This is a genomic window from Phycisphaeraceae bacterium (assembly GCA_040222855.1).
In the GTDB taxonomy this organism is placed as follows: Bacteria; Planctomycetota; Phycisphaerae; order Phycisphaerales; family Phycisphaeraceae; genus Mucisphaera.
The window spans coordinates 1-24,521 of sequence record JAVKCD010000010.1; the positions used below are offsets into that span (position 1 = coordinate 1).

The 24,521-nt window shown below is 59.0% G+C and carries 17 protein-coding genes and 1 pseudogene; 2 read left to right on the top strand and 16 right to left on the bottom strand.

Annotated features, from left to right (window positions below; all coding sequences use genetic code 11):
* The coding region (locus RIG82_03270; protein MEQ9459960.1) for an ATP-binding protein at positions 1–1,399 on the top strand (1,399 nt) is incomplete at its 5' end.
* Between the two features lie 5 nt (positions 1,400–1,404).
* Here the strand turns inward: RIG82_03270 and RIG82_03275 are convergent.
* From RIG82_03275 to RIG82_03305, 7 genes and pseudogenes are all read right to left on the bottom strand, one after another.
* On the bottom strand, positions 1,405–3,114 hold the full coding sequence (locus tag RIG82_03275; protein MEQ9459961.1) for an FAD-dependent oxidoreductase: 1,710 nt from the start codon (positions 3,112–3,114) through the stop codon (positions 1,405–1,407).
* A 155-nt stretch (positions 3,115–3,269) separates the two neighbouring features.
* Positions 3,270–3,965, bottom strand: a complete 696-nt coding sequence (locus RIG82_03280; protein MEQ9459962.1) for a hypothetical protein — start codon at positions 3,963–3,965, stop codon at positions 3,270–3,272.
* A gap of 502 nt (positions 3,966–4,467) precedes the next feature.
* Positions 4,468–4,860 carry a hypothetical protein gene (locus RIG82_03285; protein MEQ9459963.1) on the bottom strand — a complete coding sequence of 131 codons (393 nt, stop codon included), beginning with the start codon at positions 4,858–4,860 and terminating at the stop codon, positions 4,468–4,470.
* Between the two features lie 75 nt (positions 4,861–4,935).
* Entirely contained in the window at positions 4,936–5,118 is a 183-nt protein-coding gene (locus RIG82_03290; GenBank protein MEQ9459964.1) for a hypothetical protein, read from the bottom strand.
* A 48-nt stretch (positions 5,119–5,166) separates the two neighbouring features.
* Positions 5,167–6,798 carry an FGGY-family carbohydrate kinase gene (locus RIG82_03295; GenBank protein ID MEQ9459965.1) on the bottom strand — a complete coding sequence of 544 codons (1,632 nt, stop codon included), beginning with the start codon at positions 6,796–6,798 and terminating at the stop codon, positions 5,167–5,169.
* A gap of 35 nt (positions 6,799–6,833) precedes the next feature.
* A complete protein-coding gene (locus tag RIG82_03300; GenBank protein ID MEQ9459966.1) occupies positions 6,834–8,522 on the bottom strand; it encodes a fucose isomerase in 1,689 nt (562 codons plus the stop codon).
* A gap of 147 nt (positions 8,523–8,669) precedes the next feature.
* A pseudogene (locus tag RIG82_03305) lies at positions 8,670–9,101 on the bottom strand (integrase core domain-containing protein).
* A gap of 295 nt (positions 9,102–9,396) precedes the next feature.
* On the opposite strand from RIG82_03305, the gene RIG82_03310 reads away from it, so the two are divergent.
* Entirely contained in the window at positions 9,397–11,907 is a 2,511-nt protein-coding gene (locus tag RIG82_03310; GenBank protein ID MEQ9459967.1) for a pentapeptide repeat-containing protein, read from the top strand.
* 490 nt (positions 11,908–12,397) lie between these two features.
* Here RIG82_03310 and RIG82_03315 read toward each other — a convergent pair whose 3' ends face one another.
* The 9 genes from RIG82_03315 to RIG82_03355 all read right to left on the bottom strand — a co-directional run bounded on the left by RIG82_03315 (position 12,398) and on the right by RIG82_03355 (position 24,520).
* Positions 12,398–13,723 (bottom strand): hypothetical protein, encoded by a 1,326-nt coding sequence (locus tag RIG82_03315; protein MEQ9459968.1) that lies wholly within the window; start codon positions 13,721–13,723, stop codon positions 12,398–12,400.
* A gap of 3 nt (positions 13,724–13,726) precedes the next feature.
* Positions 13,727–15,886, bottom strand: coding sequence for an exo-alpha-sialidase (locus tag RIG82_03320; GenBank protein MEQ9459969.1), 2,160 nt, complete (start codon positions 15,884–15,886; stop codon positions 13,727–13,729).
* Between the two features lie 92 nt (positions 15,887–15,978).
* Complete coding sequence (locus RIG82_03325; GenBank protein ID MEQ9459970.1) at positions 15,979–16,962, bottom strand: dihydrodipicolinate synthase family protein; 984 nt, start codon at positions 16,960–16,962, stop codon at positions 15,979–15,981.
* 8 nt (positions 16,963–16,970) lie between these two features.
* Positions 16,971–18,275, bottom strand: a complete 1,305-nt coding sequence (locus RIG82_03330; GenBank protein MEQ9459971.1) for a sialidase family protein — start codon at positions 18,273–18,275, stop codon at positions 16,971–16,973.
* A 28-nt stretch (positions 18,276–18,303) separates the two neighbouring features.
* On the bottom strand, positions 18,304–20,544 hold the full coding sequence (locus RIG82_03335; GenBank protein MEQ9459972.1) for an exo-alpha-sialidase: 2,241 nt from the start codon (positions 20,542–20,544) through the stop codon (positions 18,304–18,306).
* A 51-nt stretch (positions 20,545–20,595) separates the two neighbouring features.
* Positions 20,596–21,243, bottom strand: coding sequence for a transaldolase family protein (locus RIG82_03340; GenBank protein MEQ9459973.1), 648 nt, complete (start codon positions 21,241–21,243; stop codon positions 20,596–20,598).
* A gap of 2 nt (positions 21,244–21,245) precedes the next feature.
* Positions 21,246–22,184, bottom strand: coding sequence for a PfkB family carbohydrate kinase (locus RIG82_03345; protein ID MEQ9459974.1), 939 nt, complete (start codon positions 22,182–22,184; stop codon positions 21,246–21,248).
* Positions 22,185–22,331: 147 nt separating this feature from the next.
* The gene (locus RIG82_03350) at positions 22,332–23,519 is read right to left on the bottom strand and encodes a sialidase family protein (protein MEQ9459975.1); all 1,188 of its coding nucleotides are present in this window, start codon (positions 23,517–23,519) and stop codon (positions 22,332–22,334) included.
* Between the two features lie 50 nt (positions 23,520–23,569).
* Complete coding sequence (locus RIG82_03355) at positions 23,570–24,520, bottom strand: dihydrodipicolinate synthase family protein (GenBank protein ID MEQ9459976.1); 951 nt, start codon at positions 24,518–24,520, stop codon at positions 23,570–23,572.
* Position 24,521 lies beyond the last annotated feature (1 nt).

Below are 24,521 nucleotides of genomic sequence, written 5' to 3' on the forward strand. Positions count from 1 at the left end.
AAACGGCAAGTTCGGCCAGTTGATGGGGATTCCCGACGAGATGCTGGCGCCCGGGGCGGACAGCGTCCTTCCCGCCAGCATCGCGCAGCAGCGCGACGGCACCCTGGAACGGCGGATCGGCGACCGCTCGATCGAGATCCAGTTCAACCGCACCGACGATGGCGGCTATGTCCTGCTGGCGCATGACGTCACCCATCGCCGGCAGACCGAGGAAGACCTGCGTGCGGCAAAGGACCGCGCGGAGACGGCGACCCAGGCGAAGAGCGCCTTCCTGGCGAACATGAGCCATGAGATCCGCACGCCGATGACGGCAATCCTTGGCTTTACAGCCTTGCTTGATGAGCCCGAGCTGAGCGCAGAGGAGCGCGGGGATGCTGTGACTACGATTCGGAGGAATGGGGACCATCTGCTGGCTGTGATCAATGACATTCTCGATCTATCCAAGATCGAGGCGGGCAAGATGAACCTTGAGAAACTAGACATCAGTCCGGCGGAGGCGATTACTGATGTGCGTGATCTATTGGTGGGGTATGCGGCGAAGAAGGGGCTTGGGCTTGAGCTTGAGTTGGGTGATTTGCCGTCAACGATCCAGACGGACCCGACTCGGCTGCGTCAGATTCTTGCCAATCTGGTGAGTAACGCGATCAAGTTCACCGAGACGGGGACCGTCACGATCGGTGCGGACTGGGAAGCGCACGAGCAGGGCGTGTTGCGTGTGGCGGTGCGTGATACGGGTATCGGGATGTCTCAAGCTTACGTCGGGCGAATCTTCGAGGCCTTTTCACAGGCGGATGATTCGATGTCTCGACGTTTTGGTGGAACCGGGCTTGGGTTGAAGATCTCAAGCAGGCTGGCGGAGATGTTGGGCGGGAGGATTTCGGTTGAGTCGACGCCTGGGGTTGGGAGCACCTTTACACTCAGCATCGAGACCGGTGTCGTGAATGCTGGCGAGCGGAAAGCTACAGAGGTCACTGCGCGGCAGGATGAGTTGTCGGGTTGTCCTTTGGAAGGTGTGCGTATTCTGCTGGCTGAGGATGGTCTCGATAATCAGCGGCTGATCACATTCCATTTGCATAAGGCGGGGGCCGAGGTCACGGTGACGAACAATGGTGTTGAGGTCCTGCAGGCGTGGGACGCTGATCCCGGGGGCCATGAACTGATACTTCTTGATATGCAGATGCCTGAGATTGACGGTTATCAGGCGGCGTGGTCGCTGCGCCATCGTGGGTGGCGTGGTCCGATTCTTGCTTTGACAGCTCACGCGATGGCTGAGGATCGTGATCGTTGTCTGGCTGCGGGATGCTCGGACTATGGGAGCAAGCCGATCGACCGTGATGACTTAATTCGTATGTGCCTCAATGGGCTTGAGCAAGATCAGGAGCAGAGGACCGCTGCTTGAGTAGCTCAGGTGTTGGTGGTGACTCGTTGTTCCTCAAGGTAGCGATGGACGAGGGCGATGGCCATAGAGCCTTCACCCACGGCGGTGGCGACTCTCTTGACGGACCCGCTTCGGACGTCGCCGACGGCGAAGATGCCGGGTCGGGTGGTTTCGAGGTAATCGGAATCACGTTCGGGTGCCCGACCGTTTTGTAACCAGTGCTCTTGGCGTGCCGGGTGGTCGACCGCTTCGCGTCCGGTGACGATGAAGCCCTTGCCGTCCAGGGCGCAGCAGCCGTCGAGCCACTGAGTCTGGGGATCGGCTCCGATCATGGCGAAGAGGGCGGCGCAGTCGATGGACCTGGTCTTGTTCTTGCTGGTCAGCTCGATCTGTTCCAGGTGATCGTTGCCACGCAGAGCGGTGAGTTGTGCGTCGGTGATCAGCTCGATGTTGGGCTCTCGCGTGATGCGTTGGATGAGGTAGTTGGACATCGTGGCGGAGAGGCTGCTTCTGCGGATCACGATGGAGACTTTTGATGCGTGTTGGCTAAGGAAGATGGCGGCCTGACCTGCAGAGTTCCCGCCACCGACCACCACAACAGGCTGTTGTCGGCAGTGGATGGCTTCGAGGTGTCCAGCCGCGTAGTAGAGACCGACGCCCTCGAATCTGGAGCAATCGTCGAGGCCGAGAGTGCGGTACCTGGCCCCCATGGCGAGGATCACGGCTCGCGCACGGACCTTGGTGTTGTCATCAAGCGTGATGGTCTTGTAAGCGCCTCGGCAATCGATGTCTTCGACATGGACGGGGCTGCAGAGCGTGGCACCGAACTTGCGGGCCTGGAGGACGGCTTCGCGGGCGAGGTCGCGCCCGCTGATGCCCGTGGTGAAGCCGAGGTAGTTCTCGATCTTACTCGAGGTGCCAGCCTGCCCGCCTGGGGCCGTGCCGTCGATGACGACGGTGTTGAGGCCTTCGCTGGAACCGTAGACGGCGGCGGCGAGTCCACCTGGTCCTGCGCCGATGACAGCCAGATCGTAGATATCGTCGCTTAGTTCAGGTAGCAATCCCATGCAGCGGGCGATGGCGCGGATGTCGGGATTTCTGTAGACCGTTCCTTCACGGACGAGGACGGGAAACTCGCGTGGGCCTACCCCGAACTGATCGACCAGGAGCTTGGCATCGTCGTTGGTCTCGGGGTCCTGCCAGTTGAATGGGATCTGGTTTCTGCCCAGGAACTCACGGAGTGTGTAGGTGCCGGGGCATGAGCCGGGTCCGAGGATCTGGATTTGCCCGTAGCCCTGGCCTTCGAGCCAGTCGCGTCGAGCCATGAAAGTGCGGAGGACCAGGTCGCCAGCTTCGCTGTTGTCGCGGACGAGCTCGCGGAGTTGTTCGATGCTGAGTTGGAGGACGCGGGTGGGTTCGATCGCGCGACATTCCGCGACGGTGGGTTCGCCTGTGAACATCGACAGGTCGCCGATGAACATGCCTTTGGTCACGGAGGAGAAGTAGGTCTCGCGATCGGACTGATTGCGGTCGAAGAAAACGACGCGTCCTGATTCGAGGACGTAGAAGGGGGCGTTGCGCATGCCCTGAGCGAAGATCATCTCACCACCATCAAAGCAGGTGCAGGTGGCACGCTCAGCGATGACTTTGAGCAGGTGATCGGGGAGGACTGGGAAGATGCTCTGGTCCGCCGCATCGGCCATTCGCTCAGCGGGTCGCCAGGTCGACGTGATCATGATGAGGTGCCCTCGTAGCGTCTTACCTGTGATAGTTGGAGTCGATCATAGTCATGGGCATTCCGGAACGGCAGCGCCTGAGGGTTGGTCGAGTCCACTGCTGAGACTTGTGCTCATTCGGACCTAGGCATCATTATAACAGTGTTACATGCGGGTTAGGCCGGTCTGCGTCGGGTGATCAGGCATCCGATACCAAGAAGCAGGGCGGCTGAGGCAGGCTCCGGTGCCTCGAACATGATGCCGGCTGCCCTCATTGAGACAAATGTGTTTTGGCTGGAGGTTTGAACCAGCTTGTAGGTGACGCCTTGTGTTAATGCGACCTCGCCGAGGAGCAGCCATTGGTTGCCGAAACCTGAGTTCGGGGCGTTGGATGGGTTGTTCTGATTGATAGCGGCCACGATGATCGAGGAACTGTCTGAGCCGTTGAGGGTGTAGGTGGTGGGGATGGCGGAGACGCCTGTCGTGAAGGGCCATGTGGCGTAGATTCTGTAGTTACCTGTGACCCCGCCTGCGATTCCCCGGAAGGCGTCGGTTGCGTTGATGGGGGTTGCGGGCGCGGGCGAGAAGTTATCGGCGTCGATCCCGGGTGTGTAGCGAAATACATAGGTATCAGGCTCGTTGACGGCGTTGCCTCCGAAAATCGAGTTACCGCCGGTCAATCCGGGGACGCCCAGGGCTGCGCTGCTGGTGCTGGCGGTGGTGGTGTCGCCGGCGAAGGCGAAGTTGGGATGGTAAGTCACGGCGGCGTCGTCAGCGCCATCGGTATCGACCTCGATGATGAAGGCGGCTTGCGTGTTGGCGGCGGCTGCGGCCATGAACAGACCGATCACGAATGCGTTGATTCTCTTCATCGCGTTCTCCTCTCGGGTTGTGTCCGGGTATCTGCCCGTCACCTATAGGATGCGGTGTTTCGGGCCAACCGCAAGAGAAAGGTGTTTGTGTTGCTTGGTGCGTTCGCCATTTTGCCGCATGGAGGGCGGGGGAGGCTCGAGTGATTGCTTGGCGGAGGGATGAGAAGGTTGCGTCGGCGTGCGCATGGCCGGTTTTGTGCGGATGTCGGGTTCTGAGGGGTTGTTTTGAGCTTAGCTGATGGTGTGGGGTCTGTTTTCAGTGTTTGAGGTGGGGTTGTGGTGGTTTTGGCAAGGGGTGGGTTGTGCGCACGATGGTTTTAACAGGGTGATTTTCGGCGTGGATGGGGTGGTTTGAGGGGTGGGGTCGTCCATCAAACGTGGTTGATGGACCCCTGAATGCGGGTGTTTGTGCGCGCGGGTAGGGTTGTGGTTTTGGTCGGGATCAAGTTGACGAAGAATCATCTAAGTCGATCAGTCACTGGTGATAGATAAAGAACCGGTCTCAGGGTGGGTGGTGTATTTTGAGACATGTTAGAAGTGCGAGGAGGCACACCGAACTGGCCAGTGCCGAGATCGGCGCTGAAGAGGTGCCGAAGTTGGTGGCCAGTAGTGAGAGGTCGATGAGATCGACATGAAGATCATGGTTGATGTCGGAGGGCTTCGTTCGTGCTTTCGTGGCTGCGTGCATGCCGACGGGCAGGGGTTCAACCATCGCGCCTTCGGCCATCGAGATGTAGTCGGGAAGTCGGAAGGTGAAGGTTGCCGGGTGGATAACCTCGGGTCGGAGGATACCGTGAATGGGTGGCGTGGCCCAGAATCTGACTGCGGGGTCGAGTTGTAGATGCCGAGGCGTGAGGCTTTGTGGTTCGGGTTGGGGATGCCCGGCTCCATGCAAACGCGGTGACCCTCGGCAAGTTTTGTGACCTGGTCGCCCACCTCGATGACGGTTGCGGATGCCTCGTGGCGAGGATCATCGGTGCATTGACAATGAAGGGGCCGATTCGGCCGTGCTGGTAGTAGTGGACATCGGACCCGCAGACGCCGACGGTGTGGATGCGGATTCTGACATCGTGCTGACCGAGGCGTTGTCGTCGGGGAGGTCAATATTGCGGAGGTTGAGTTGCCGATCTGGCTCTTGGACGAGTGCTTTCATGGCCTAGAAAATCCTAGGGTGTTGTTCCAGCGGTCGTCTGTGAGGTGTTCAAAGGGTCGGGTTCATGATCTGTCGAACAGCGTGCTGGAGTTCGTGGAGTTTGTGGAAGACCTGATATTTTGCTTGATAAAAGGCTTGGGTTTCGAGATTCGGGTTGATGGTGGTGCCTGGCTGGGTCATCTTATTCATGGCTTCATGGACTGACGGGTAAGTGCCAGCGGCGACGGATCCGAGGATGGCTGAACCGAGGAGGACGGCTTCGGGTTCTGCCGGGAGTTCGAGTCGGCACCCGGTGGCATTGGCGTGTTGCTGGAGGAAGACGGGGTTTTTTGTTCCGCCGCCGCAGACGCGGAGGGTGTTGATTGCGTAGCCAGCTTGATTAAGTCGGTCGATGATGTGGCGGGTGCCGAGGGCGACGGCTTGGAGGGTAGCGAGGTACAGGGTGGCGAGTTGGTCGATGTCCTGTTCCAAGCGTAATCCGGTGATGATGCCACGGAGGGTTGGATCGGCGTGGGGTGAGCGGTTGCCGTGGAAGTCGGGGTCGACGTGGAGGTCGCGGGTGAGAAAGTCGATGGGTTGATCTGCGGCGATTTCGGTGAGACGGTTGTTGAGGAAGGCGTAGACCGATTGGTTTTTCTGGTCTGCGCGTTGCTGGGCTTGAGCGGAGGCGGCGTGACCGAAGACGATGCGGTCGATCAGGGCTCCGGTTGCAGACTGCCCGCCTTCGTTGAGCCACATCTGCGGGATCATCGCGCTGTAGTACGGCCCCCAGATGCCTTCGACGAAGCGAGGTTGGTCGGAGATGGCCATGTGGCAGGATGAGGTTCCGCCGATGAGAGCGAGTTGCTGGTTGAGCGAGGTATCCCCGCCAAGGAGTCCGATACCGCCGGCGTGTGCGTCGATCACAGAGACGGAGACGGCGGTGTTGGGTTCCAGTCCGAGGTCTTGAGCGGCTTGTTGTGTCAGCCCATCGGCGAGGGGCTGCCCCATGGGTTCGACGTGGGTGCCGATGCGTGCGTGGTTGTTGTCGGTGAGGTCGTGGAGACCGATTTGCTGGAGGAAGTCGCGTTGCCAGCCGATGCCGTTTTCGAGGGCTTTGTGCCCGAGGTAGGTCCACTTGCAGACGGTGGTACAGAGAGAGCGAGTGGTTGATCCGGTGCAGCGCCAGGTGAGGTAGTCGGGCAGGTCGAAGAAGTAGGCGGCTGATGCCCAGGCTTTGGGCATATTCTGTTTGAGCCAGAGGAGCTTGGGCATCTGCATCTCGGGAGAGACTCGCCCGCCGACGTATTGGAGGACTTCATGGCCGGTGCTGTTGATGAAATCGGCTTGTGGGGTGGCGCGATGGTCCATCCAGACGATGACATCCTGCTGGGGATCGGCATCGGGGTCGATGGAGACAGGGTTTCGGGCGTGATCCACGACGGCGAGTGAGCAGGTGGCGTCGATGCCGATTCCGCGGACGGTACCTGGCTTGATGGATGCCTCCACAACGGCCTTTTTTGTAGCCATGCAGACGGCGGACCAGATGTTGACGGTGGACTGCTGGACGAAGTCCTGCTGGGGTCGCCAGGTCTTGATGTCGTTGACCGCCATGCCGAGGCGTTGTCCGTGGGCGTCGAATACGGCGGCTCTTGCGCTACCGGTGCCTACGTCGATGCCGATGAAGTGGTGGTCGTTCATGGTGATGCTCTAGCGGGTGAAACTTCTATGCGGGATCAGAGTTGAGCGAGAGCTTGCATCAATGGGGTGTCGTTGTGATCGGTTCCGCACAGGTGCACCCTGATTCCCATGTGGTGGGCCATGGCGGCTTTGGCGGCTGCGGCACGATTGGCTGTATCGGCGTCGTCGGCGTAGACCAGTTGGATGTGATTGGCCTGGTGGCGTGCCATCATTTGGTCGCGTGTGACACCGTAGGTCACGGCGTGCATGATCGGCCACTGAGGCGTTGTGCTGTCCCAGCGACGCTGGGTCTCGGTCATCGGCAGGTCAACGGCCTTGCTGCGTCCCAGGTCCATGTGGAGGGTATTGTGCTGGATGTAGATGCGTGACCAGACGCACTCGCCGGCTTTGGAGACGCCTTTGATGGTTCCTCCGCCCAGGCGGAAGTACATGGGGGGCTGTCGTTCGCTGGTAGCGTCGGCCCAGCCGTTGGCGAAGTGAGAGGGTGGGACGCTGCCGGAGATCTCGAAGACCCATACGTACTCTTCGGTGGTCCCGCTGCGGTCGGGGTCACCCCAGCGCAGGTCGTGGAGGGTGTTGTCGGGCAGCATGCCCATAGCGGTCCAGACACGGTGAGTGATCAGGCCATCGAGTCCGGCGCACTCATCGACTTCGTTGAAATGAGTCATGGCCTGACCTTCGCAGATGATGCGGCCATCGTCAGCGTGGACGGGTGGACGGTGGGTGCAGTTAAGGGTGCCTTCGACCAAGTCGCTGGCGGGGGCGAGGTCTTTGAGGCCTTGCTGATACTGGATGCCGATGGCGTCGCAGCCGAAATTGTCGGCAAGTCGGACGGCGGCGATGTACATGCGGCACTGGTCGAGGATCTGGGCATCGGTGAGGTCTGTTTCTTCGTTCGTGCCTGTTTTGAATGTGATGCCAGCGTTGTCGTACCAGGTGCGGACGGTCTGAGCCTGATCATCGGGGACCTGAGTCATGGCGTAGTAGAGGGCGGATTGAGAGAGTCGTTCCTTGTAGACGCCCGTGGGGTTGAGTAAGTGGTCGGGGATAATGGCATTGAACATGCCCATGCATCCCTCGTCGAAAATTCCGAGGATGGCGGGTTTGTGCTGGAGTTGCTGAGCGAGAGCGTGACCGAGTTGACGTTCGGGTTCGGGGAGTTTCTGAGGGTTCAGGGGTGTGACGTGAGAGGTGTCGTGCTCGATGGTTGCGGTGTCACACCACTGCCTGAGTTTGTCGCGGAAGTCGGGATTGGTGAAGTCTTCACCCCACAGAAGGGTGTGAGCGCGGTTGGCTTTGGTGAGCGACCCGCGGAGGTTGAGCGCGCCGACGAGACCGGGCCAGGTGCCTGACCAGTTGGCGAGGATGAGGATGGGTCCGCGGTGCTGGAGCAGTCCAGCGATCACATGGTGGCTGTATTGCCAGACGGCTTCTGCGACGACGAGCGGGGCGTCGGGATGGATGGTTGCGAAGACTTCACGCCCACGTTTCTGGCTGTCGATGAAGCCATGGGGGCCTTCCGGTGATGAGACCTCAGCGTGGGCGCGGTGGAGGCTCCAGTCAAGGGAATCAAAAGCGTCGTGGGCGTCCTGTTCGAGTTGCTGCTGGGCGGCCCAGCAGGCGGCATTGGCCGAAGCGCGAAGGTCGCCGTTGGCGATGAGAACGGCGGTCTTGGGAGCGACGGGTGCGACAGCGTTGAGTTTGGGCAGGGCGTAGCGGCTCATGATGGCTTGGCTGATCTTTCGTGGGGTGTGTTTCTGAACGCTCAAATGAATGAGCAGCCCCCGGTACTTGTGCCAGTGGTAACACTTACTACCGGCTGACTGCGCCTCTCCCCATCTTGATACCAGTCCCGATGCTAGCCTCGGCCATCAATCGGCCGGGTTAACCCGGCCGATTGATTCAGCGAACTCCTCGGGGGCCAGGTTGCCCAAGGCGCTGTGGGGACGCTCCCCATTGTAGTGTTGCCGTCAGGATGCGATCTTCTCTTTGGCGTCCTGCAGGGACAGGAACCAGTTCTCGTTGAGGCACTCGGCACGCAGACGACCATTGAATGCCTCGATCAGGCAGTTATCGGTGGGCTTTCCTGGCCGACTGAAGTCCAACCGAACGCCCTGCTCATAGGCCCACTGATCCAGCCGCTTGCTTCTGAACTCCGGCCCGTTGTCGCCCCGAATCTTCTGCGGCAACGCCTCTCGCTCATACGTCACTCGGCTCAGGATCGATGCCACGTCGCCGCCACCAAGCCGCTGGCCGACCTCGATTGCCAGACTCTCACGCGTAAAGTCATCGACCAACCCCAGCCCCTAGCACCCCACGCCGTGTGCCACGCACCTTCAGCTGCATGCAAACCCTGCGAAGCTCGCGAAGCAGGGCCATCAACGACGACCCTCATGCGCCAAGCATGGGGTCAGGACACACCTAACGACCCAATCTCAGACCCCAGCAACACAATCCCTCACCCCATCTCAACTTCCCCAGTTGAACCCTCAAAAAAACGTTTTGTCTATAGCCATACCCCCCCCCGCAGGTAAACTTGAGCAAGATTCAGGCCTTCCGGTCTCCTCAAACGCGGTCCTATCCGGGACAGGACACACCATGCCAGCCTCACCCACCTCCCCCTTCAACACCGCCACCCTCATCGCCGCCGCCCTTGCCGCCGTGGCCGCACCCCTCACAAACCTCACCCACGCCCAGATCTACCGCTGGGACAACAGCCAACTCATTCCCGGCACCGAAACCCTCACCCCCGGACCACAGATCAACCTCAACGACCTCGATCTGTTCAGAGCCAACCTCCAATCAAGAGATCTCGCATCCTCAACCCTGATCGCCTCCGACCTCACGGAGGCGACGTTCCTCCAAGCCAGTCTCGACTCCGCGAACCTCTCCAGCGCAAACCTGACCTCCGCAAATCTGCATCGTGCATCCCTCGCCGGGGTCAATCTGACAAACGCAGTGATAGCCGGCGCCAATCTGCAATCTGCCTCCAGCCGGGGGCTCACAGCACTGCAAGTCTATTCGACCTCCAGCTACATCCAACGGTCCCTGCCCCGCACCAGCTTCAGGAGCAACGACCTCACGAACTGGGACCTTTCGTCGATCAATCTCAACGCGTCCACGTTTACATTGTCAAACCTGACCTCGACGAATCTCAGCTCCTCTGATCTGACCGACGCCTCCCTGGTCTCTGCAACACTCATCAACACCGACCTCACCGATTCAATCATCAATGGAGCTTTTTTTACGGCTAGAGCACAAGGATTTACCTCAGAACACCTGTACAGCACCGCTAGCTACAAACAAGGAAACCTGCGTAGAATCGGTTTCAGTAGCTACAGCAACTTAGTTGGCTGGGATTTGAATCTCCTTGACCTCTCTTCCGCTTATATCTCAACGTCTTATCTCCAATCTGCAAACCTTTCTTCTTCCATACTCATTGCCACGAACCTCAGAGACAGCAACCTCACCTCCGCTGACCTCAGTTCGGCCAACCTCACACAAGCCAACCTCGCCGGAACCGTCCTAGAGCATGCTCAATTCACCTCAGCCAATCTCACGTCAGCCCAACTAGGATTCAGCACCCTCACATCAGCCGATCTCACCGACGCCAACATCCACACCGCCAGATTCTCAGGCACCACCGCCAGAGGCCTGACAGCTGAACAGTTCTACGCCACAGCGAGTTACCAACAACGAAACCTCGGCGCGATCGAACTCAGCAGCAACGACCTCTCTACGTGGAATCTGTCGAGTCAGAACCTCGTCTCCGCCGACTTCTACCAGGCAAACATGACATCCACAGACCTCTCATCGGCCGACCTGACCTCGGCCAGCCTCATCGGGGAACTCGATCAAGCCGATCTGACCGATGCCACGATTCGTGGCGCAAGCTTTACAACGACAGTCGGCGGCCAGCGAGGCGGAGGCGGCACGCTCATCGGAACCGTCACAGCCAACCAGATCTACAGCACAGCCAGCTACAAACAGCACGACCTCCAGGCCGTCAGCCTGCCCTTCAGCGACCTCTCCGGCTGGAACTTCGCCAGCCAGAGCCTCACCTCCGCGAGCCTCGTTTCGACCAACCTCACCTCCGCCAACTTCCTGAGCGCAACGCTCTCCCACAGCGATTTAACCGGATCCAACATCAGCGAGCAGCAGATCTATGACACAGACAGCTACAAGAATCGGTCTCTACAAGGAATCGGGCTAGGATTATTCCAGATGGTTGGTTGGGATCTATCAAGACAAGATCTCAGCTCAGCCTTCCTGTGGAGGAGCAATCTCGACTCTGCATCCTTGGTCAAATCAACGCTCATATCGGCGAACCTCTCAAGCACGAGCCTGGTATCCACCGACTTTTCGGCAGCTGACCTGCGGCACACGACGATTGAGTTTGCGGCAGCACGAAACACCAAGCACCTTTTCCGCAACACCATCCTCCCCGATGGCGTCATCAACGGCCTGAGCCTTCTCCCTGCCGACACCCTCACCGTCCGCAACGACAGCCTCCCCGTCACCGTCCTCGACGCCTTCACCATCGACCCCGCCGCTACCCTCGAACTCCGCCTCAACCACGACCCCTGGACCTCCACGCTCCACACCGACCTCACCCCCCAACTCGCCGGCGAACTCCGCCTCACCCTCGACCCCGAACTGAATCCCGCCAGCCTCCTCAACCAGACTCTGCCTCTCTTCGACTGGTCTACACCCCTCGACCCGACCAACACCTTTGACACTATTATCATCGATACCGCCAACCTCGTCTTCACCCTCGACACCTCCGCCCTCTATACCACCGGCCACCTCACCATCCTCCCTGCCATCGAAGGCGACGCCACCGGCGACGGCGCCGTCGACCTGCTCGACTTCGCCATCCTCACCACCCACTTCGGCGGACCCGCCTCCGGCTACCACCAGGCCGACATCAACAACGACAACCTCGTCGACCTTATCGACCTCTCCATCCTCGCCACCAACTTCGGCCAGTCCGCACCCGCCGCCGCACCCACCCCCGAACCCGCCACCCTTCTGCCACTCTCCCTCGCCGCCCTCATCCGACCCCGTGAAGTTCACGACAGCAAGCGAGCCAGTATCGATCGTAAATAATCATTGTCCGAAAGGATCTTACGAACAGCCACTACAAAGTTGTCGATCAGAGCGTTGCGGGTTCAAGTACCGATATCACTCTGGTTAGTCTTAGCGATCAAGGACTTGTGGGGGGCCAGGGTAGCGACTGAGCAACTTTCCGGTTATCTACTGTGTTTAGGGCGTCTTTGGAGCTGGTGGCGTGGTTAATAGGATCCGTTAGGCTGCGTCAGTATTGACTGATTCACTGACCTTAGTCCAATGATCCCACGCATAGGCTGATTGGCAAACGTGTGCGGATATGTATTCCGCGGGCCATTCATCCGACTCTCATTAAACGGGCCTTACTAACAAATGGCGAATACTGGCAAAAAATCATGAAATAATAAAAATATGTCGAGAGGCTTGGGTAGCTCAGTTTTTACAAAAACATGTTATGACGAAGAGGTACTGGGCGTGTCGCTGGTTGGGATATCTCTCTTGAGCAGACGCTTTGATCAGGACGCTCCAACTACAGGGATGACGTCAAGCGTTCCGTGTCGAGGGGTCTGCGAATGCGATAGAGACTGGATGGCGTGCGTCGCCAGCCTGCATAGACATAGATGTCTTGTGTGCCGTTTTCTACATTGATGATCGACCCGCCCGGGTGTAAACCGTCGCGATTCCCCCTGCGGCTGTAGCCGATGCGTTCTAGGATCGTCCCATCGAACCGCCAGTCTGCGCTCCCGGCCAGGAGTTTCTCTGGCTGAATGCTCCAGAGATTGAGGGAGCTGATCTCTTGCTGAGGTGATTCCGCCAGACGCTGGCCTGTCCGTCCCGAACCTCCTCCCCAGCGGTGGCTTTGGAGCATTTCGATACGCTGTGTCACGGGATTGAAGATGACGTCAGCGGTATCGTGGCAACTCCGACCCGCAGCAGGGTTCCCAATGATGTTGGTCCTACTGGTCGTGAAGGAAACCGACTTGAACTCTCCCCTCGGCGTGTGTCTGTAGACATGCTGGGTGTGCGCGTAATAGCCATCCGGCGTTGTGGCGAAGTCTGGATTCCATTCACGCGAGATCATGACCATGTGGCCGGGTCCCCAGGTCGCCAGAGCGGGTTCTACACTCCGTGCATTCTCCGGATTCAACCAGGTCCGTTGCTCCCAGGTCTCTCCGGCGTCGGTTGTTCTGACCATGAAAGCTCGTTGCCCGCGAGTCTCCTGCCCAAAGCAGGCGACAAGGCCAAACGCAGGATGCCTGATGAAATTGGGGCCGACATGGACGGCGCCTGCCAGCATCCCTATGAGCGCGTTTTCCTGGAGGCTCCATGTCAGACCCAGATCATCCGACAGGTAGACTCGGCGTGGTTCGCCTGAGGTCAGGGCTATAACGCGCGTGGAGCCATCTGATCGGGAGACATGACCGATCGTGTGCATTCCGGGCAGCGGGCCAATGCGTCGGGGCTGGCTGCTGTCGAACTGGCCGTCTGCATCACTATGGAGCACATAGTGCCCCTCAAGCCCATCGCTCGGTTGATCCGTGTGTCCTGATGCACGTCTGTAGAGAACAATCGTCTGGCCGTTGGGCAGCCGCGTGGCTACCGGCCAACCGAGATGTCTTGAACCCGCGTGTTCCGCAACTCTTGCGATAAGCTCAATCTCGAGAAGTCCGATTTCAATCAGGTGGCGAAGCCTTGCCTTCTCGGGAGCCGAGAAGCCCCACTCGGGGTCCTCAAGCACCTGATACTCCATGGCGGGCAGTCGGTTTGCCCACGCGGCAGGGGTGGTGCAGCAGATCAAGGCGAGTGCTTTGAGTAGCTGTCGTTTACCGTGATCGATGGTGATTGGCTCAGACATGGTTCAGAATCTCGTGATCGATATGGGGGTTGGGTGTGGCTGGCGAACAAGCGCGACGAGTGCAACGCACAAGATGATGTGAGTCGCCGGCGCGGGCACGGCTGGAGGGCCGCTGCCGAAGTCTGTGGCGAGGATCGAGAGATCAATCAGGTTGACGCCATAGCTCAGATCAAAATCACCCTGTGACCACTGGGCTGGTGAAGCACCGAAATGGCTGGCCAGCAGTGATAGATCGATCAGGTCAACCTCGCCGTCCAGGTTGGCATCTCCCACGGATGTCCCGAAGAGAGACTCGATCCAGAAATAGAGGTCAGTCTTGTTAACGAGGGCGTCGCCATCCAGATCGAATCGAAGATCGTTTGTGCCAGCGTAAAAAGCTTCGAGATCATCCAGATTCAGGACCCCGTCACTGTTGAAGTCGCCTTCCAGGCCGAGTGTCAAGAACTCATCGGGCGCGAGTGATCGGCCAGAGATTCTCAGGGTGTCCATGTCGCCGATGAATCGCCTTGACCCCGGCGACCCGGTATTGAACGATCCAATCAGCAGGTCATTGGCATTCGCAAGGGAGCCGATCGTGTTTGTTCCGCTATCGACCAGTTGGCCGTCGAGATAGAGACTGGCGAGGTCATTGGCTTGATCGACCGTAACAGCGGCGTGGTGCCAACGATTGTCATCGAGACCCTCGGGGCTGCTGAGATCGAAGGAACTGTTGCCATCCTCTGCAAAGAAGCGAAGCCTGCCATCCTGAACTCGGAGCCAATATGAGGGTTGAGAGGGGCCGACGTCCTTGCTGATGAGGGGGCCGGAGAAAGCTGATCCACCAGAGCTGTGCTGATCTGTTCGAAAGACGACCTCAATCGTGAAACTGTCGGTGGCATCAAAATCAAAGAGGTGGTCGCCTGGATCGGCGTAGCGCACCAGATCATCCTGCCCGTCAAAACGCATGGCCAAGCCCGGGTCTCCGGTGCCGGTGCGGCCGGTCACGAACTGAGGATTCCCCTCGATGCTACCTACGAGTCCGTTCCCGCGCACATCTCTCGCATCCATCAGGTCAAAGTCGGTCTGCAGTAGGGTGGGGTCGCGAAGCCAGGCATCATCAAACGCCGCGTAGCTGATCTGTTCAAAGTAAACCCCATCGCCTTTCTCATAGAGCAGGCCCCCGCCAGTTGGGGTACGTACCAGGTCGCTGTAGCCTGAGGGTCCTCGATGAAGTAGTTTGCCGTCGTCCCAGGAAGCGGTCTCATCAAGACTGCTCTTGATGGTCATCTTCTTTCGTGTGCTTTCGCTCGCCGGATTGGAGAAAAGGATACGGTTCTCAGGACCTCCACGATCAACCGCCGAGTAACGCAGCAAAGAGGCCTGTACAGTCGGATCGATGAGCTGATCTTCGACCTCGGCGGGGCTGATGAAGGACTCGCCAGCATCAAGGCTTGTCCCTATCAGACGACGCTTGAAGGCACCACCCTGGTTGCGGGTATTGAGATGAACCGTGCCATCAATGAGCTCGACCACCGTTGATTCATTCGGGTTGATCCCGCCGTTGGTGTTGGTGAGGATGCCGCCGACTTGCCACGCGCTCCCGCCATCGTCGCTGTAAATAAGGTGAGCCTCTCTTCCTGCCGGATTAAGGTTTTGATTCAGCAGAGTGTGGTTCCCCGGAATGATCAAGCGGCCAGCGTGGTCTCCGCGTTCCAACTGGATGCCATGGACGGGCCCGAAGGCGTAACCGTTCCACGTCGGAAGCTTGGCCGTAGCGGTGATATCGACGATCGGTGACCATGTCGCTCCGTGGTCGCTGCTGATGGTCACCGCGGGGTTCTGCCTATCGAGCACGAGGGGGAGGATGATGTTACCCGTGGTTTGATCGACAACCGGTGCCGGATTCCCTGCTTCCTGGTTGCCGAAGCTATAGACGATTTGGAGTGGTCCCCATGTCTGTCCGCCATCGTGGCTGCGACGTAGCACCAGATCGATGTCTCCATTGTCCAGGTGGCTGTTCTTTCGTCCTTCGGCGAAGGCCAGAAGGCTACCGTCGGTCGCCTGGACGATGGCAGGGATCCTGAAGGTGTTGTAGCCAAACTGACCGCGTTCATAGACCACGGTCTGCTCAAGCGGGCCGCCTAGGGCGATCTGTGATCCGATGAACAGGGTCAAGAGACTCACATGAATCCGGGGATAGGCCATGACTCGAAGTGAGATGTGTCTGGCAAGACGCCGGAACAATAAGAAGACAGGACACTTAGACGGGGCACATCTCATGATGGATGCTCTGAAGATGAGTTTGGGGAGATCAGTTCCTGGCTGGTTTCTGCGAGGAACAGTTCGGGCAGATCAGCTCTGGCGGTATCCCTGAGTTGCTCGGCGTGCTGGGCATCGACTCCGTGATAGGGCCATCGCAGCTTTGTCCCGACGGGTGCCCAGTTACCAATGGCGGCCAGGAGTTTGTCCAATGCTGTGTTGTTGTGTCCGCGCGTATCCCGGAAGGGAACGATGTGATCTGTCATGAACTTCTGGATACGCCGCTCGAGCTCAAGAGCGGCTACCGGGTCGTCATCCATCATCTGCTCCCACCAGACGGCACCCGAGGGGGAGAGGCAGGCAACGTTGCTGTAGGAGCCATTGGCTCCAAGAGTCGAAGCCGTTGCCAGTTCATGCCCGGGCACAAAAATCGACAAGTCGGGCCGGTAATGCCTGATCGACGCATACCACTGAGCGTTACCACCAAGCGTTTTGATACCGGCAACACCCGGAAGTTTTTCGAGAAGACGGCCGAGCGAATCGGGGGTGAATGAACGCTTAGCGTGACCCGGCAGGTACAGGATCAGGGGGATCGTGCTCACCTGCTTGATCACGCAAGAGAGAAAATCATGTGCCTCAGCATCGGAGCAGGGAATCCAGTCCGGGAGAATCACCTGGATCGCCCCCGGGTTGAGCTTCGCGGCACATTCTGCGCGCTTCAGGCTCAGTCGAGGGTCCATGTGGCTGGCCCCGATCTGAAACGCCATATTCGCCCGCTCGCAATGGCCAGCTAGAAGCTCATTGACGTGGTCGTACTCGATGTCAGATTGATTATGCAGTTCGCCTGTCGATCCGTTGCTGTAGATCCCTCTCACACCTGAGCTCAGCAGGGCGTCGATCTCAATCTCCAGTCGTGCCATATCAATGGAGTCGTCTTCATTGATCGGAAGGATCAGCGTTCCCCACGTTCCCCGGATATCTTCAGTTCGAAGAGGCTGCATCGAAAGCACTACTCCGGATATTGGTTGAGAAACTCAGTGAGAAGGGGGGTATCGAGTGTTCTGGTGATCCGGAAGATGGATGCTGGTCCGAGGTGATGGCCGAGGTAAACGAAGATGTGCTGGACACCAGCTTCTTCATCCATGACAGCACCGGCGGGGTGCATACCATCGGCACCGGTCATCATGGTTCCGCCTCGGGTCAGCAAGGTTCCGTCGAAGCGCCATTCGGAGCTTCCTGCGGCCAGCTCCTTGGGCGCGATGCTCCACAAGTTGAGGGTCATGCGCATACGTTGCTGTTCGAGGCCCTGTCCCCCGCCGTTGCGATTGGTGCAGACAGCCTCAAAACGCTGAGTGACCGGGTTGAATGCGAGCGCGACCGTGTCCTGAGACCACGGGCCGTAGCCAGAGACATCGATCTCGTCACGGATATCGGTTGCACGGATCGTTGTTAAGCCGCCCTTCATCGGGACCCAGCCCTCCTGGCTGTATCCCTGGAGGTACCTCCATGTCTTGCGTTCTGGCTCAAAGCTCTCTTCGCCATGGCAGCGGGCGACCATCACCATAGCGCCCTCGTGCATGATGATGGTTGGCTCGACGGGCTTGGCCCATGGCTCTGACATCGTGTGAATGATCTGATCCCAGTTTCGACCACCATCCTTCGAGTACCGAATCAGCAGGTCACGCTCTGCGGTATGACCAAACGACACGATGCCATGCTCAGGGTGCTCGATGAGCCGGGGACCATTGTTCGCGGATGGTTCGGGAAGATCGTCTTCGCTATATGCGTGAGGATAATGCGTCCATGACGCGCCCTGATCCCTGGTGCTGAACACGCCATGGGGCGAGACAAGGATGACCTCGCCATCATCTCGGGTGAGCATCGAGCTGCCAAACAGAAGCCGGCAGTTGTTGGTAGGGGTCTCGACGAACGTCCTGAGGTCGATCGGATCAGACCATGTCTCTCCGCGATCGCTCGATCGGGTCATCATGACGCGGGTGACATGCTCGTCGCGCGGTTTGGTGATGCCCCAGCGTGGTGTGTGCTGAGGCTGGCGGAGATAAACCACGATGATGGTGTCGCCCGTCATGGTGGCGACCGGCCAGCCAAAGTGATTGTTGTTGCCGATCAGTTGATCGCCAAAAGGAACCGCCACGGGCTTGATGACCAGAGGGCCCTCTTCGTGATCGTATTTCTCACGGAAGAAACGGGGTACCTGAAGCGATCGTGCGATTACTTCCTCGCGTGACTGGATAGCCAATGCATCATCGGACTGGGCCTCGCCCAGCAGGCTGGTGAGGACAAGAAAACTCACGATGAGAGCGACAAGCCTGTTCAATGTATCACCTCCAGGAAGAATGATGCCGGAGCCGTCTGCGGTGCAGAACGCCACTACCAACAATCATCAGGCCGATGCCCGTGGGCTCCGGGACGGCTGACGCGGAGAAGCCGAAGTTGCTGGCCAGTAAAGAGAGATCAATCAGATTCACGCCAAAGCTCAGGTCAAAGTCCCCCTCGGACCAGCCAGTGGCCAAGGACCCAAAGTTGGCGGCGAGGATTGACAGATCAATCAGATCGACCTGGCGGTCCAGATTCACGTCCCCAAGCCTGCTGCCATATAGGGATTCAACCCAGAAGGCGACGTCGCTGGCATCGACCTGCTGATCTCCATTGAGATCAAAGTTGCTATCTGAAGTACCCGCATAGATGGCCTCAAGGTCTTCAGGGTCCAAGGCGTCATTGGCGTTGAAATCACCGGTGACGTTGAAGCCGAAAAAATCGTCTGCGTCCAGAGCGGCCATGGCAATGCGGACCATATCAATATCGCCCACAAAGCGGCGATCGCCCGGCGAGCTGGCATTAAACGCACCGATGATCAGGTCGTTGCCATTGGCGAAGGCGTCCGTGGTGTTATCTGCAGATGTACCGATGAGTTCCCGGTTGAGGTATAGACGTAGCTCATTCGACTCAGCATCACGGACTGCAGCCAGATGATGCCAGTTACCATCGGTCACGATTTCACTGGGGAAGACAGAGGCAACCGAGGAGCCGTCGTCGATCAAAAAGCGTGGCCTGCCATCCTGAAGGCGTAGCCAGAAGGATGGCTGGCTGGGACCAACGTCCTTACTGATCAGGGGTCCTGAGCCGATGGTCCCGCCGTCGCCGTGATCGGTGGTCCGGAACACCACCTCGAGGGTGAAACTGTCTTCGTTATCGAAATCAAGCGGATGATTGTCAGTGTCTGCCACGACAATCATGTCCTGCTGTCCGTCGAAGCTCAGCGCTGAACCGCCGAGGCCCTCGGCCCCGGCGATGACCGTGGGGCTGCCGAGGATGGTGCCGTCCAATGCGTAGCCTCTCTGGTCGGTTGCTGTGCCATCACCAAAGTCCATGTAGAGGGCAGACGGATCGTCGAGCCAGTCGTCGGCAAAGCGAGCGAAGCTGATCCGTTCATTCGCGTTGCTGCGTGACCCGTTTTCATACAGGAGACCGGCGACGTCATCATCGACTGCAACCAGATCGCTGTAAGCCGAACCGCCGCGGTAAATAAGCTTGCCGTCATCCCATGAAGCTGTTTCATCAAAGCTCGACCTAACCGACATCCGCCAGCGTCGCGATGGGTGATTGGGATTCGAGAAGAGGATGCGGTTCTGTGCGGCTCCCTGATCGATCGCTGAGAAACGCACGACAGAGCCCTGAACGACTGGATCGATCAGTTCTTCAGCCTCGCCGATGTTGATCCAGCTGAGTCCGCCATTGAAGCTGTAGGCTTCTGCTCGCCCCAGGACCTCAGGGGTGCGATTACGGCTGTTGAGATACAGCTGGCCGCCGGTCAGCTCGACTGCAGTGCTCTCGCTGGGGCGGACGCTATCGACGCTTGGTCCCTCAACGATCCCGCCAATGTTCCAGTTCACGCCGTTATCATCGCTGTAGATCACACCGGCACCATTGTCGGTGGGTGCGGCGTAGTTGAAAGGAATCACCAGCCTGCCGGGCTGTGTTCTCGCCATCTGGATGCCGTGGCCAGGCGTCGTGGCATACCAGCGCCAGTCGGCTTCCTTCACCTGGCCGGTTATCTCTGTGGGCGTGGTCCAACTCAATCCGTGATTGTCTGAATGCTGGATCCAGACGGTACGCGAGCCGTCGCTGGTGCCGTCGATAATCTCGGTCTGGCTGTCCTGTCCGAGATTCCGGGTTGTGACGAGGAAGACTCGGCCAGTGTTCTGGTCGACAACGGGTGCAGGGTTGCCCACCGTATTCACGCCGTCGTTAGCCACGATCTGGATCGGGCTCCAGGTTTGGCCACCATCACTGCTCCTGCGCAGAACCAGATCGATATCGCCCGTATCAGAGCGGCTATTCTTACGGCCTTCGGCGAAGGCAAGCAGGTCACCGTTCGTTGCTTTGACGATGGCCGGAATGCGGAATGTGTTGTAGCCGTTGGTACCGGAGACATAGACCTCGACGTTTTCAAACGGTTGCGCGAGACATAGCGGTGTCGTCGCCAGTACCGCGAGGCTTGCTGTGGTGGTGCCGATGGCCTTGGCGGCTGATCTAAGCGTTTTCATTGCCTGATTAAACATCTGATTACTTCTTTCTCCACAGGCGTTTCTGTAGCCAAGTCGCTGCTTGAACTAGTACTGATCTATGGTCTGCCAATCGTTTGCAAAAGCGGCCACCGCTTCTTCGACCAGCGGTTGTTGCAGGAAATCATCGACGTCCTTGCCCCAGATAAATCCGGCACGCACGCCGACCGCAGAAAAATCTTCGATCTCGGTGGCGGCATACAGGCCAGCACAGATCTTCGTATCGAGCTGCTGCCGGTCGAGGACCCGCTGCATGTTGGAGACTTCGCTGAGCTTGCTGTGGATGGCACGCTTCTGGAGCATGCCGCCATAGGGCGCGATGTAGTCGGCACCGGCGGCGCAAGCCAGCAGCATCCACGCCGCCGTGGGCACGCAGGTTGCCATCACCGTCTGGCTTTGCTGCTGGAGTTGCTTGATCACCTGCAGCCCGGGACGAGTTGCCGGAACCTTGATTCGCATCCGCTGGGGATTGATCGCAATCATGGTCTCGGCTTCTTTGAGCATGGCCTCAGCGGACCCGTGTTTGAGCTGATACCAGCAACAAGGGGAGGTCTTGCACAACTCAGCGAACAGATCGCTAGGTGGGAGGCCTGTGCCTGCGACGACCGCCGGATTCGTGATGACACCGGCAAAGATGCCGCTGCTCATCGAGACAGCGACACGGTCGAGATCGGCGTCGGCGAGCCAGAACTCCATGCTTATGAACTCCTCGTGACGAGACTGGGTGTACGAACTACTCTTGGCGCTAGTTCAGAGACCAGTTCATCGAGTTGTTCGGGGCTGATGCTCTTATAGAGATCGCCGGAGCTCGATACAGACGCTGATCCGCCAGCCACGCCATATGCCAGAGCGAGGGGTAACTCGCGCCCTGTGGAGATTGCATAGATCAGACCCGCCATAAAGCTATCCCCAGCACCTGTGGTGTCTTGGGCCCTGGCCGTTGAAGGCTTACAGTGAAAGAGACCCTCGTCCCGGTGGCCGGCGATTGCACCCCTGCTGCCATCCTTGACCACGACCCAGCCGCGTGCCTGATCGACCAGCCGCTCTGTCAGTGACTCGGCATCGGACACCGACCAGTCTTCGCGGGCTTCCCCCATGCTGGTGCAGAAGATGTCCGCGCCCGCCAGCAATGGCATCAGGCTTTCCTTGTTTGCTCCCGCCGGATTGACGGTGGTGTCATAAATCGTCAGAGCACCAGCCAGAGCGCCTGACTTGAGTAGGGCCGCTGCTCCTGAGACCCCTAGGCACGGCATAAGCCGGGCCCCACTCAAGAACAGGATGTCGTTGTCCTTTAGCTGTTCATCAAGTCGATCGAGCGCCGAGACCTCGGTCTTCGCATTCGCCCCGGCATCGTGCAGCAGGGTTCGTTCGCCATCGGGCTGGACCAGCGAGAGTGTTGTCGATGTCTCCGTATCCTGATGCCTGTGAATCTCGCCCACACCTACGCCGACTCGAGCCAGCTCACCCAGGAGCAGGTCTCCGTCGGGGTCTGCTCCGAGATCGCCCAGCAAGGTCACCTGTACACCTAACGCAGATAACGTGGCCGCGCATCGTCCGGCATTGCCGCCCAGAGACCATCGCCAACCACGAACCATCAGCGTAGCGCCCGGACGCAGCTGATCGAGATCAACTGACATACAGCGATCCGAAACGATGGGACCGACAAGCACACACCGTCGACGTTTCTGTAGTCTGTCGGCAGTCAATTCTGTTTTGATTTGCTCGTTGCCGCGCTTCAAGACGGAACTCCAGATGAACTTAAGAAACCAGCCAGTGAACGAAGGCTATTCAGCCGGGCGTTCTAAGACTGACCAGTCAAATCGTGAGAACGCAATCCATTGATAAGGCCGCCCCGGACGGCTGCCTTCGTACAGGCAGCCGATCGTGTCGGAATCGATCTGGACAAGCGATGAATACGCGGCAAAACCCGGTTCGATGATGTGCCCGAGCGGCCAGCTCACACCATCATCAGGACTGGCACGAACCAGCAGGTGGCGTCGGCTCGACGGGTGTCCGGGATTGGAGAACAGCAGCCAGTGCTCCTGCTGCGCACCGGGGCGATCGAAACGCAGCAGGCTCGCCTGGCAGCGCGGCTCGATCAGGACCGGTTCAAGGCGAGGCTCCGTCCAGGTCACCCCGCCATCCTCACTGAAGCTGACACGTCGGATCTTCGGCTCATCAGCGGAGCGTGAGTTGATCATCAGCCGGCCGTCCGAGAGCTCTGCCACCTGCGACTCGTTGCTGCCGGGGCCGATCGACTCGCTGATACGCCAACTCATGCCACCGTCATCAGAGTAGAGCACGTGGGCGTAGTGAAGATACGTCTCTCCGCCTGGCGTGGTTGGCTCGGTGTGGTTCGCCGGAACGATCAGCCGGCCGGCATGAGGCCCCTGACGGATCTGGATCGAAACACCAGGGCCAGTGGCGTACCATCGCCAGCCGGGTCGCTTGGCCTGATCCGTGATCTCTCGCGGTTCACTCCAGGTTCTGCCATCATCCGTGCTGCGCATGATCCATGGGGTTCGACCACGCTCCGCCCGTCCCTCGCTGATGTCTTTCTCGTGCTCATCGCCGGGGTTGTGGGTCATAAGGAGAACGATGTCACCAGTCTTCTGATCAATCACTGGGCACGGATTCCCGCAGACGTTGTCGCCATCGTCCCAGATCACCTGATGATCACTCCACGTCCGGCCGCCATCCTCTGATCGCTTGACGAGCATGTCGATGTCGCCCGTGTCCGACCGAGTGTTCTTGCGGCCTTCAGCGAAGGCCAGCAGCGTTCCTGCGGGCGTCTTGATAACCGACGGAATCCGGTAGGTGTGATAGCCGTCGGTTTCACTCTCCCAAACAACGACGGTCTCGACACCTGGCACAGGTTGCAGAGAGGTCAGGTCCTGCTGTGCAGCGGACTCATCGCAGAGGCCGAGGACCAGCGTTACGAGCATCAAGGATGAGAGAATGGGTCGGATCATGATCTGGGTCCCACGATGGAGGTCGATCGGGCAGAACAAGAGGCTTGCGCCTAGGACTTGACTGGCATGACATGCGACGGATCGGCCGCTAGAACGAACTCAAGTACACCCGCCTCTTCGAGATCATGCCTGAGCCTCAAGCCCTGATCTCGTTTCAACGAGGGCAGGGGAAGCCTGCATGGCCCGAGGGGGATGCCATTCCATGCCAGAACCTGCTTGATCGAGGCAAAGATCGGGAACCTTAGAAGCACCTCGATCATCCGGACCGCCTTGAGCTGCCATGCTCTCGCGGCTTTGAGGTCCTGGCGTTCGCACGCGTCCATCAACTGGAGGTATATCTCCGGAGCGATGTTGTAGGTGCTTCCAACCGCTCCTAGTGCGCCGACCCCCAGCCCGCTCAGAAGCATCTCGTCCCGACCCCATAGGACCTCAAACCGGCCCTCTGCCGACTCAAGACAAGACTGGAACTCATTGACCTTCTCGTCGGTGTACTTCATCCCAACCAGATTCGGGATCGCTACAGCCCCGGCGTTCAGGAGCTGACTCAGGTCTGGGCGCACACCCGTAAAGGCGGGCATGTGGTAGTAGTAAAAAGGCAACTCGGGTGCGCCCGAAGCGATCGTCGCCATGCAGTCAATCAGCCGTGTTGTGCTGTCGCACTTGAAGTAAGGCGGGGCAAAAGCTGAAACCGCGTCAGCACCCGACCGCTCGGCATGCTCTGCAAGGGCACGAGCCTCAGTCAGGCAGTCGTGACCAACCTGGACGATCACGGGCAGGCGCTTCTGCGCGGCCTCGATGAAGGCCTCGGCAACATCACGGCGTTCCTCAGAAGTCATGCTGACCCCCTCGCCGGTCGAACCCAGGACGTAGAGCCCGCGGATACCCCGATCAATCAGGTGATCCACGTAGGCCGGAACTACAGACAGATTCAGGCCGCCCCCTGGGTCCAGCGGGGTGCAGGTGGCGGCAACTAGACCGTTAATACGAAGAGGGGTTGGCACG

Coding starts and splice junctions, on each gene's coding strand:
- RIG82_03275 (MEQ9459961.1), bottom strand. CDS start 3,114: ATGATCACGTCGACCTGGCGACCCGCTGAGCGAATGGCCGATGCGGCG.
- RIG82_03280 (MEQ9459962.1), bottom strand. CDS start 3,965: ATGAAGAGAATCAACGCATTCGTGATCGGTCTGTTCATGGCCGCAGCC.
- RIG82_03290 (MEQ9459964.1), bottom strand. CDS start 5,118: ATGAAAGCACTCGTCCAAGAGCCAGATCGGCAACTCAACCTCCGCAAT.
- RIG82_03295 (MEQ9459965.1), bottom strand. CDS start 6,798: ATGAACGACCACCACTTCATCGGCATCGACGTAGGCACCGGTAGCGCA.
- RIG82_03300 (MEQ9459966.1), bottom strand. CDS start 8,522: ATGAGCCGCTACGCCCTGCCCAAACTCAACGCTGTCGCACCCGTCGCT.
- RIG82_03310 (MEQ9459967.1), top strand. CDS start 9,397: ATGCCAGCCTCACCCACCTCCCCCTTCAACACCGCCACCCTCATCGCC.
- RIG82_03315 (MEQ9459968.1), bottom strand. CDS start 13,723: ATGTCTGAGCCAATCACCATCGATCACGGTAAACGACAGCTACTCAAA.
- RIG82_03325 (MEQ9459970.1), bottom strand. CDS start 16,962: ATGCAGCCTCTTCGAACTGAAGATATCCGGGGAACGTGGGGAACGCTG.
- RIG82_03335 (MEQ9459972.1), bottom strand. CDS start 20,544: ATGTTTAATCAGGCAATGAAAACGCTTAGATCAGCCGCCAAGGCCATC.
- RIG82_03340 (MEQ9459973.1), bottom strand. CDS start 21,243: ATGGAGTTCTGGCTCGCCGACGCCGATCTCGACCGTGTCGCTGTCTCG.
- RIG82_03345 (MEQ9459974.1), bottom strand. CDS start 22,184: ATGTCAGTTGATCTCGATCAGCTGCGTCCGGGCGCTACGCTGATGGTT.
- RIG82_03350 (MEQ9459975.1), bottom strand. CDS start 23,519: ATGATCCGACCCATTCTCTCATCCTTGATGCTCGTAACGCTGGTCCTC.